This window comes from Prevotellamassilia timonensis (assembly GCF_021531665.1).
GTDB lineage: Bacteria > Bacteroidota > Bacteroidia > Bacteroidales > Bacteroidaceae > Alloprevotella.
In genome coordinates, this window is the sequence record NZ_JADYUH010000080.1 from 1 (window position 1) to 8,333 (window position 8,333).

Annotated in this window: 5 protein-coding genes; 1 reads left to right on the top strand and 4 read right to left on the bottom strand. The window is 53.9% G+C overall.

The features are described 5' to 3' along the window. The first annotated feature begins 633 nt into the window (after positions 1 to 633). Complete coding sequence (locus I6E40_RS10095) at positions 634 to 2,274, top strand: fumarate hydratase (protein WP_235386990.1); 1,641 nt, start codon at positions 634 to 636, stop codon at positions 2,272 to 2,274. Positions 2,275 to 2,786: 512 nt separating this feature from the next. On the opposite strand, the gene I6E40_RS10100 is transcribed toward I6E40_RS10095, so the two are convergent. The 4 genes from I6E40_RS10100 to I6E40_RS10115 all read right to left on the bottom strand — a co-directional run bounded on the left by I6E40_RS10100 (position 2,787) and on the right by I6E40_RS10115 (position 7,996). Then, positions 2,787 to 3,431, bottom strand: coding sequence for a response regulator transcription factor (locus I6E40_RS10100; protein ID WP_235386992.1), 645 nt, complete (start codon positions 3,429 to 3,431; stop codon positions 2,787 to 2,789). A gap of 81 nt (positions 3,432 to 3,512) precedes the next feature. Then, positions 3,513 to 4,460, bottom strand: coding sequence for a cysteine synthase A (gene cysK / locus I6E40_RS10105; protein ID WP_235386994.1), 948 nt, complete (start codon positions 4,458 to 4,460; stop codon positions 3,513 to 3,515). A 121-nt stretch (positions 4,461 to 4,581) separates the two neighbouring features. Further along, positions 4,582 to 6,729, bottom strand: coding sequence for a family 20 glycosylhydrolase (locus I6E40_RS10110; RefSeq protein WP_235387002.1), 2,148 nt, complete (start codon positions 6,727 to 6,729; stop codon positions 4,582 to 4,584). A gap of 49 nt (positions 6,730 to 6,778) precedes the next feature. Then, positions 6,779 to 7,996 carry a mechanosensitive ion channel family protein gene (locus tag I6E40_RS10115; protein WP_235387004.1) on the bottom strand — a complete coding sequence of 406 codons (1,218 nt, stop codon included), beginning with the start codon at positions 7,994 to 7,996 and terminating at the stop codon, positions 6,779 to 6,781. Between the last annotated feature and the right edge of the window lie 337 nt (positions 7,997 to 8,333).

Below are 8,333 nucleotides of genomic sequence, written 5' to 3' on the forward strand. Positions count from 1 at the left end.
AAAAACTAGGAGCGCACCTAAGAAAAACTAGGAGCGCACCTAAGAAAAACTGGGAGCGCACCTAAGAAAAACTGGGAGCGCACCTAAGTAAAACTAAGAGCGCACCTAAGTAAAACTAAGAGCGCACCCGGTTAAAATTTGCCTTCCTCAAAAAAACTACACAACGACGGACTGAACCATACACAAAGCAACGTTCATTTCCGCCGCCGTGTAGGGTTCAGTGTATAGTTTTGTGTAGGGTTTGTGTAGGGTTTGAAGCACAAACTATACATTTCGTAACGCGTGGAAAATCAGCGGAATGCAGGGTTGAATGTAGGATTTTGTGTAGGGTTGTATAGTTTTTTCTTTCCCCTTTTATTTACGAATAGTGCAGGGTTGAAATGGACTTACATTCATGACTGACCGCCTACACTTTTCAGAACGAGAAAGAAAGTTTTACCGCACAGCAATAATTATTAGTCCCCCTGCACGCTCCCTGCATCCAATTCACCTTTGCCGATAAAAGGAATTCATCACCACGCTCCGAAAAAAGCAAGAAGAAGGATTATTCCCGCCGCAAACGCCCAAACTCCGAGGAAATCTTTAATTTTGCGCAAAGAACTAACAATCTTCAACTCTCATATCATCAAAATCATGGCAAACAATCCCGAATTTAAGTATGCCCCCATGTTCCAAACGGGCAAAGATGAAACGGAATACTATCTCCTCACGAAGGACTACGTGAGTGTGGGCGAATTTGAAGGACATCCCATCCTCAAAGTGCAACCCGAAGCGCTCACCATGATGACCAATCAGGCATTCCGTGACGTGAACTTCCTGCTCCGCCGCGCCCACAACGAACAAGTGGCGTCCATCCTCTCCGACCCGGAAGCCTCCGACAACGACAAATATGTCGCTCTCACCTTCCTGCGAAACGCTGAGACCGCCGCAAAAGGAAAACTTCCCATCTGCCAAGACACCGGCACCGCCATCGTTCACGGCGAAAAGGGACAACAGGTCTGGACAGGCTTCTGCGACGAAGAAGCCATCGCAAAAGGTGTCTATAAAACCTACACCGAAGAAAACCTGCGCTACTCACAGAATGCACCCCTCTCCATGTATGAGGAGGTAAACACACGCTGCAACCTCCCCGCACAAATCGACATCGAAGCCACGGAAGGAATGGAATATCATTTCCTCTGCGTCACCAAAGGCGGTGGCTCTGCCAACAAGACCTATCTCTACCAAGAGACCAAGGCAATTTTGAACCCGAAAACGCTCGTGCCCTTCCTCGTGGACAAGATGAAGAGCCTCGGAACTGCAGCCTGCCCGCCCTATCACATCGCCTTCGTCATCGGAGGCACCTCCGCCGAAAAGAACCTGCTGACCGTGAAGCTGGCTTCCACACACTACTATGACAACCTGCCCACCACCGGCGACGAAACAGGACGCGCCTTCCGCGACATCGAACTCGAAAAAGAACTACTCAAAGAGGCATACAAAATTGGACTGGGCGCACAGTTCGGCGGCAAAGCCTTTGCCCACGACATCCGCGTCATCCGTCTTCCCCGCCACGGCGCAAGTTGCCCCGTCGGCCTCGGAGTGAGTTGCTCGGCTGACAGAAACATCAAGTGCAAAATCAACAAGGACGGTGTGTGGATTGAGAAAATGGACGACAACCCCGCCTCCCTCATCCCCGAAGAACTCCGTCAGGCAGGCGAAGGAAACGCCGTGAAGATTGACCTCAACCTCCCCATGAGCGAAATCTGCAAAGAACTTTCCAAACACCCCGTCGCCACACGCGTCAGCCTCAACGGTACCATCATCGTGGCACGTGACATCGCTCACGCCAAACTCAAAGAACGCCTCGACCGCGGCGAAGACCTGCCCGACTACATCAAGAATCATCCCGTGCTCTATGCCGGACCCGCCAAAACACCTGCCGGCATGCCGTGCGGCTCCATGGGTCCCACCACTGCCAACCGCATGGACCCCTACGTGGATCTCTTCCAAAGTCACGGCGGCTCCATGGTGATGATTGCCAAGGGCAACCGCACGCAACAGGTGACCGACGCCTGCAAGAAACACGGCGGTTTCTATCTCGGCTCCATCGGCGGTCCCGCAGCCATCCTCTCCCAACAGAGCATCAAGAGCATCGAATGCGTGGAATACCCCGAACTGGGCATGGAAGCCGTTTGGAAAATCGAAGTCGTGGACTTCCCCGCCTTCATCCTTGTGGACGACAAAGGCAACGACTTCTTCCAGAAAATTCTCCCCGGCGGATTCGGACACTGAGAAGAAACGTGTCTTGACTTGACACCTATTTGACACTTATTCAACGACTCTCCGACACAATGTCAAATGACCGTCGAATGACTGTCAAACAGCGTCGGAAAACTTTAGAGGGTGCTTTTCCCGCGAAAACATCAATGGAGTCTATCCATCCGATGCTTTTACCGGACAGCAATATGTTCTATTAGGACACCCCTAAAGTCACAAACTCAACCGTGCCGTTCATGCAACCACATGAACGGCACGGTTTCATCATTGCAATCCCAACTTTTAAGGGGGATGCTCTGCTTTTAGTAATCCTCAAAAAATAACCTGCATCATCTTTGAAAATCTTTTCGGTCCATATTTCCTCCCTCATCAGTCACATAGCAGCGGCTATGCTCCTTCTTCGGGTGAAAATCTGACCTCGAAAATGTCATTCAAATCTGACGCAACTTATTATTTTCATATTACTTATCGCTGTCCTGCCGGAGAAAACCTTCTGCTCCATTCTCCTCCTTCCGCTTTTTCTTTCTTTAAATGTAATATTCGACGGGATTGACCAGTCCGGCACGGAGGGCATGGCGGGTGGCTTCAAAGGCGGTGCTGACACCTAGTTTGCGGAAGATGTTTTTCTTCTGCGTGACGACGGTGTGGATGCTCGTGTGGCGATTTTCGGCAATTTCACGAGAAGAAAGTCCTTGTGCCAACAAGGAAAGCACCTCTGTCTCAGAGACGGTCAGTTTGTCTGCCGCCGTGGATGAAAAACCGGTGCGCAACTGTTCGGCAACGGAATCGCAAACATGTTGCTCTCTCTTTTCTGCTGCGTGAACCGCTTCCAGCACTTCTTGGCGTGAGCAATTTTTCGTCAGGAAACTTGCTTGCACCTCCGTGCCCAGCAAACGAAGAAAAGGTTCGCGGAAGTCTGACGAAAGAAAAATCCATGAGGACTGCGGAAAACGGCGCAGCAATATCAACACGTTTTCCGGACCGCTGAAGTCAAAAAGAGCATAGTCCACCACGACCACACTTTCCGGATGCCTGCCCAGCAGAGTCACCAGCCGACCTTTCTCTGATGCGAGAAAGATGAGGTGGTCAGAGAGATAGGAGGCTACGGCATCGCGAGTGAGCGGTTGATTGTCGCACAAAATGATGGGACGGGAGGAAGGAGGGAGGGGCATGAGAAGTGCTTCAACAAAAGACGGTGTGAGCACAGGCAAGGAGAGTTACCTGCGTCACACCGTTCGTGTGGGTTATTGTCATCAAAGCGGATAGTCTTCAAAGGCGTAGAGCACGGTGGAGAGATAGCGTTCACCGGTGTCGGGGAGCAGTGCCACAATGGTTTTTCCTGCGTTCTCTTCCTTCTTTGCCAGTTCAAGTGCGCCATGGAGAGCAGCGCCGGAGGAGATGCCGACGAGCAGTCCTTCTTTCTGTGCCAAGAGGCGGGAGGCGGCGATGGCTTGGTTGTCCTCGATGGGAAGGATGGTGTCCACCGTCTCACGGTTGAAGTTGGCGGGCACAAAACCGGCACCAATGCCTTGAATCTTGTGAGGTCCGGAGGGCTGACCTTCCAACACGGCGGAGGAGGCAGGTTCCACTGCCACGACGCGCACAGAGGGTTTGTGTTGTTTGAGCGCCTTTCCCACTCCGCTCACGGTGCCGCCGGTGCCGACGCCTGCGACGAAGACATCCACTTCGCCGTCCGTGTCGCGCCAAATCTCTTCGCCGGTGGTGGCGGTGTGGATGGCAGGGTTGGCAGGGTTCTCAAATTGTTGTGGGATGAAGGAGCCTGAGATTTCCTGTTGCAGTTCTTTGGCTTTGGCAATGGCACCTTTCATTCCTTCGCTTCCGGGGGTGAGCACGAGTTCTGCCCCTAACGCTTTCAAGAGATTGCGGCGCTCAAGGCTCATTGTTTCGGGCATGGTGAGGATGATGCGATAGCCTTTGACGGCGGCAACCCATGCCAGACCGATGCCGGTGTTGCCACTGGTCGGTTCAATGATGACGCCGCCGGGGCGCAGGATTCCATCTGCTTCAGCCTGACGAATCATGGCGAGACCAACGCGGTCCTTCACGCTGCCGCCGGGGTTGAAGAGTTCGAGTTTCACCAAGACACGTGCCTTGAGTCCGAGATGTGCTTCAATGTTTTTGATTTCGAGCAACGGCGTGTTGCCCACCAGTTCTGTCAGACTTTGATAGATTTTGCTCATGGTGCTATGTTTTTTGGTTTGTTTTTGTGTGGTTCGTTTTCTGGTTTTTGACGATGCAAAGGTAGGGGTATCGGAGGGCGCACGCAATACCGCAACCGTGGTATATTGTTTCTCGAGGGTTTCAGAATCGGCGGAGACGGTGCTGTCGCATTTGGTGTCTGACACGTTCGCGGAAACTTTCCCAACTTCGATTGGCGGGAATGCTCCAGCCTGCTTCGGCGAGAGCCATGGCACGAGGGTATGCCATATAATATAGGCGTTCGGGCGAGGAAATGCATTCGCTCCAAAGTGTGCCCGCCACTCCCATCAGGTTGTGCTTTTCAAAATCCTCTCCGAAGCCCCACGCAGGGTCAAGGCGATAGGTCTGCTCCAGCGAGGTGACGGGCATTCCCCAGTTCACCTCCGGCATGTCGCCCGGTGCGGCGGGATAATCCAGATAGCAGTGCTCGCCGGGGCAAAGCATGATTTTCCTGCCGTTCTCTTGTGCTGCTCGGATGGCAGCGGCGGTCAAACCGTGACGCCAGGCAAAGGTGACGCAGCCCTCGGGAATCTCTCGGAAGTCCGTCTCATACCAAAACATCGGAGTTTTCCCGTGGCGTGTGCGGAGTGTGTCGATGACTCGATCAAAGAGATGTTTTTGCAAGCGCCAGTTTTCGCTTCCGTCGGTGGCGGTGATGCCCAACTTGCGGCGCAGTGAGTCGCATTTCTCACAGTGTGTCCAGCAGTTCAAGGGCGGGTTACCCGCTTCGTCGCCGCCGAGGTGCACATAGCGCGAAGGAAAAACTTCGCTCAGTTCGCGGAAGACGTTGCCCAAGAACTCATAGACAAACTCCTCGCTGGGGCAGAGCAGTTCGTTTGAGACGCCACACGTGAGGCGAATCGGCACTTTGCGTGCGCCGCAGGTCAGTTGCGGATAGCAGTGAATCGCTGCGATTTCGTGCCCCGGCATTTCTATTTCGGGAATGACCTCCACGTGGTGGCGGGCTGCGAAGGCGACAAAGTCCCGCATTTCCTCTTGTGTGTAGTAGCCCGAAATCTCCAGCGGCATGTCGTCCATGCCCACGCGGTGGCTGCCCAGTTCCGTCAGCAGCGGATAGGTTTTGATTTCCATGCGCCAGGCTTGGTCGTCCACGAGATGTAGGTGGAGGGCGTTGAACTTGAAGCGCGCCATTTCAACCACGAACGGCTTCAGTTCTTTCAGCGGGATGAAGATGCGTGCAGGGTCCACCATCAGTTCCCGCAGGGCAGTGCGGGGCTCATCTTCCACGATGAGTGCGGGCAGAGTGGAGCAGCGGGCTTCCGCATCGGGAGTCTCCAGCAACTGAGATAGCGTCATGAGCCCCCAAAAGACGGCGCGGGGCGAAACACCCGTGATGAGGATGCCCGAAGGGGTGACCTCCAGACGGTAAGCCTCGTCCGTACGGCTGTTCAGTGTGGTGTCGAGTTGGAGTTTCAAACGTGCCTTTCCGCGTTTGGGACAGAAGTTGGTGCGTTCGGAAAGGATGCGGAGTGCATGGTCCGCTTCGTTCGCCAGTTCGGGGTTTGCCTCCACGCCGCCCAGTTCCTTCAGATTCAGACAACCTTCCTGTGGCAGCACGCTTGTCGGAACGGGAATCAGATTGGGGAGAGCGGCAGGTTGTGCCGCCACTTTCTTCTCAAAAAGTAAGCTCCAACCCGGTGCGGTACGATAGGCTTTCTCACTGCCACGTGGCACGGAGAGTTTGACGCCTTTTCCGCGCAGCCCCCAAAAGGCAGTGGCTTCGGCGGGCGGCGGAGTGGGAGAACTGAGGCGTATTTCTCGCAGACTGTCAAGCCCCGCAAATGACAGGTCTCCCAAGTGGGGCGTTCCCTGCACGATGAGGAGGCGCAGCCTTCGGCAAGCGGCAAAAGCCTCATCGCCCACTTCTTCCAATGTGGGCGGTAGAACGAGTTCCGTCAGACCGTCGCAGGCATAGCAGGCTCGGGGACCGATGAGACGAACACTGTCCGACAGGGTCAGTGCCTTCAGACGGTGGCAGGCGAAAAGGGCGTTGGAGGGAATCTCGCGACAGAGGCTGCGTCGCAGGTCTATCGTTTCCAGACGGGGACAGCAGTCGCGCAGGCGGCGAAAGTCGGAGTTGCCGGCGGTGGAGAGAGCCTTGCCCTCCAAGACGATGTGGGTGGCAACGGCTTGGCGTTCAGCGGAGAGTTCTTGCATCGTGCCCACCATCTGGGCGGAGGCAGATTCGCTGAGGAGAAGGAAGAGAGAGAGGAGAAGATGTTTTTGCATAGGAATCAGAAAATGTGTTCAAACCACAACTCACTACTTGTTCCATAATTTATAGCACAGCCCTTAAATCATCGCCGGTGGGTGCTTGGAAGAGGCGGAGACCGAAGTGAGGGAGCACGGCAATGAAGTGTTCAAAGATTTGGGAAGCGATGTTTTCGTAGCGCACGAAGTCCGTTTCTTTGAGATAGAACCAAAACTCCAGGGGCAGTCCTTGGGGTGTGGACTCCAGTTGGCGCACCAAGACCCAAGTGTCGGTGTCCACGACGGAGAGGGTGGCGAGATAGCGGGTGGCGTAGGCGCGAAAGAGAGCGAGATTGACCGGCTCGGGAGTTGGTTTGTCGTTTTCCCCTGTGGCTTCCCGGCAGTCTTCCGGCAGGACGAGATTCTTTTTCACAAGTGTCTCCACGTTTTCTTTTTCAAGGAAGTGGATGGTTCGACTGTCGAGAAAGAGTGCACGTTTCACACTGCGGGAGCCGCTTTCATACATTCCCGTCCAGTTGTGGAAGACGTCACTGACGAGTGTGTAGGGCGGCACGGTGGAGATGGTGTTGTCGAAGTTTCGGATTTTGACGGTGGTGAGCGACATTTGTTCGACGATGCCGTTCACGTGTAGTTTCTCAATGGTCACCCAGTCTCCAGGTTTCATCATTCGGTTGGCAGAGAGTTGAATGCCCGCGACAAGTCCGAGGATGGTGTCTTTGAAAACCAGCATCAAGACGGTGGCGGCGGCTCCGAGTCCGGCGATGATGCTGATGGGGTTGCGTCCGAAGATGAAGGAAATGATGATGATGCCGCAGATGCAATAGGTGAGCAGTTTCAAGAACTGCGTGATTCCAACCAGAGCGTGTTTTTGTGTGGCTTCCTGTTCGGTGGTGTAGTTTGCCAGATTCGTCAAGAAGGCCGTAACGATGTGTGTGGCACAGAGCGTGATGAAGATTTTGGTGGCTTGTTCGACGAAGACATACCATGCGGACTCCGGCAGCGTGTAGCAGTAGGGCAGGAGGTGGAAGAAAACCAAAGCGCCCAACAGATGCCAAGTGGCGTTGAGCACGGGCGGGTTGAGCAGATAGTCATCCCAGACCACGTTGGTTTTCTTCGTCCAGCGCGAGCAGAACGGGGTGAAGAAGGTTCGAAGCAGATAGCTGAGCAGTCCGGTCAGTGCCGCTGTCAGTCCGCAGAGCAGAAAGAACGTCAGTTGGTTGTTGACAGAGTCGGGGAATCCCAAAAGGCGGATGAAATCGGCGGTCAAGGTTTTAAGTTCGTTCATGGTGCTGAAAGGAGAAGATGTCGTGTCTTGTTTCTGTCGTGAGCTTAGCAGTGGGCGAAGTCAAAGACTGCCGGCGTGAATTCTTTGTGGCTTTCCGTTGCACCGGCAGCGGCTTCCCCTCGGTGCGCAAAATTATCCAAATTCCCACAATTACCCGCTAAAAGAACGGCTTTTATGGTGTGGCTGTTCCGGCAGACAGTTGAAAAGTCGGGCTCTTCGTCTCCTGCGGAATTAACCTTTCGGCATCTTTCATCACTTGGCAATCACGGCTCTTTCATTTAAGAATAAAATAGCGACAAAAGCTCCCTTACCCGATTCAGTTTGAATTGGGTAAGTA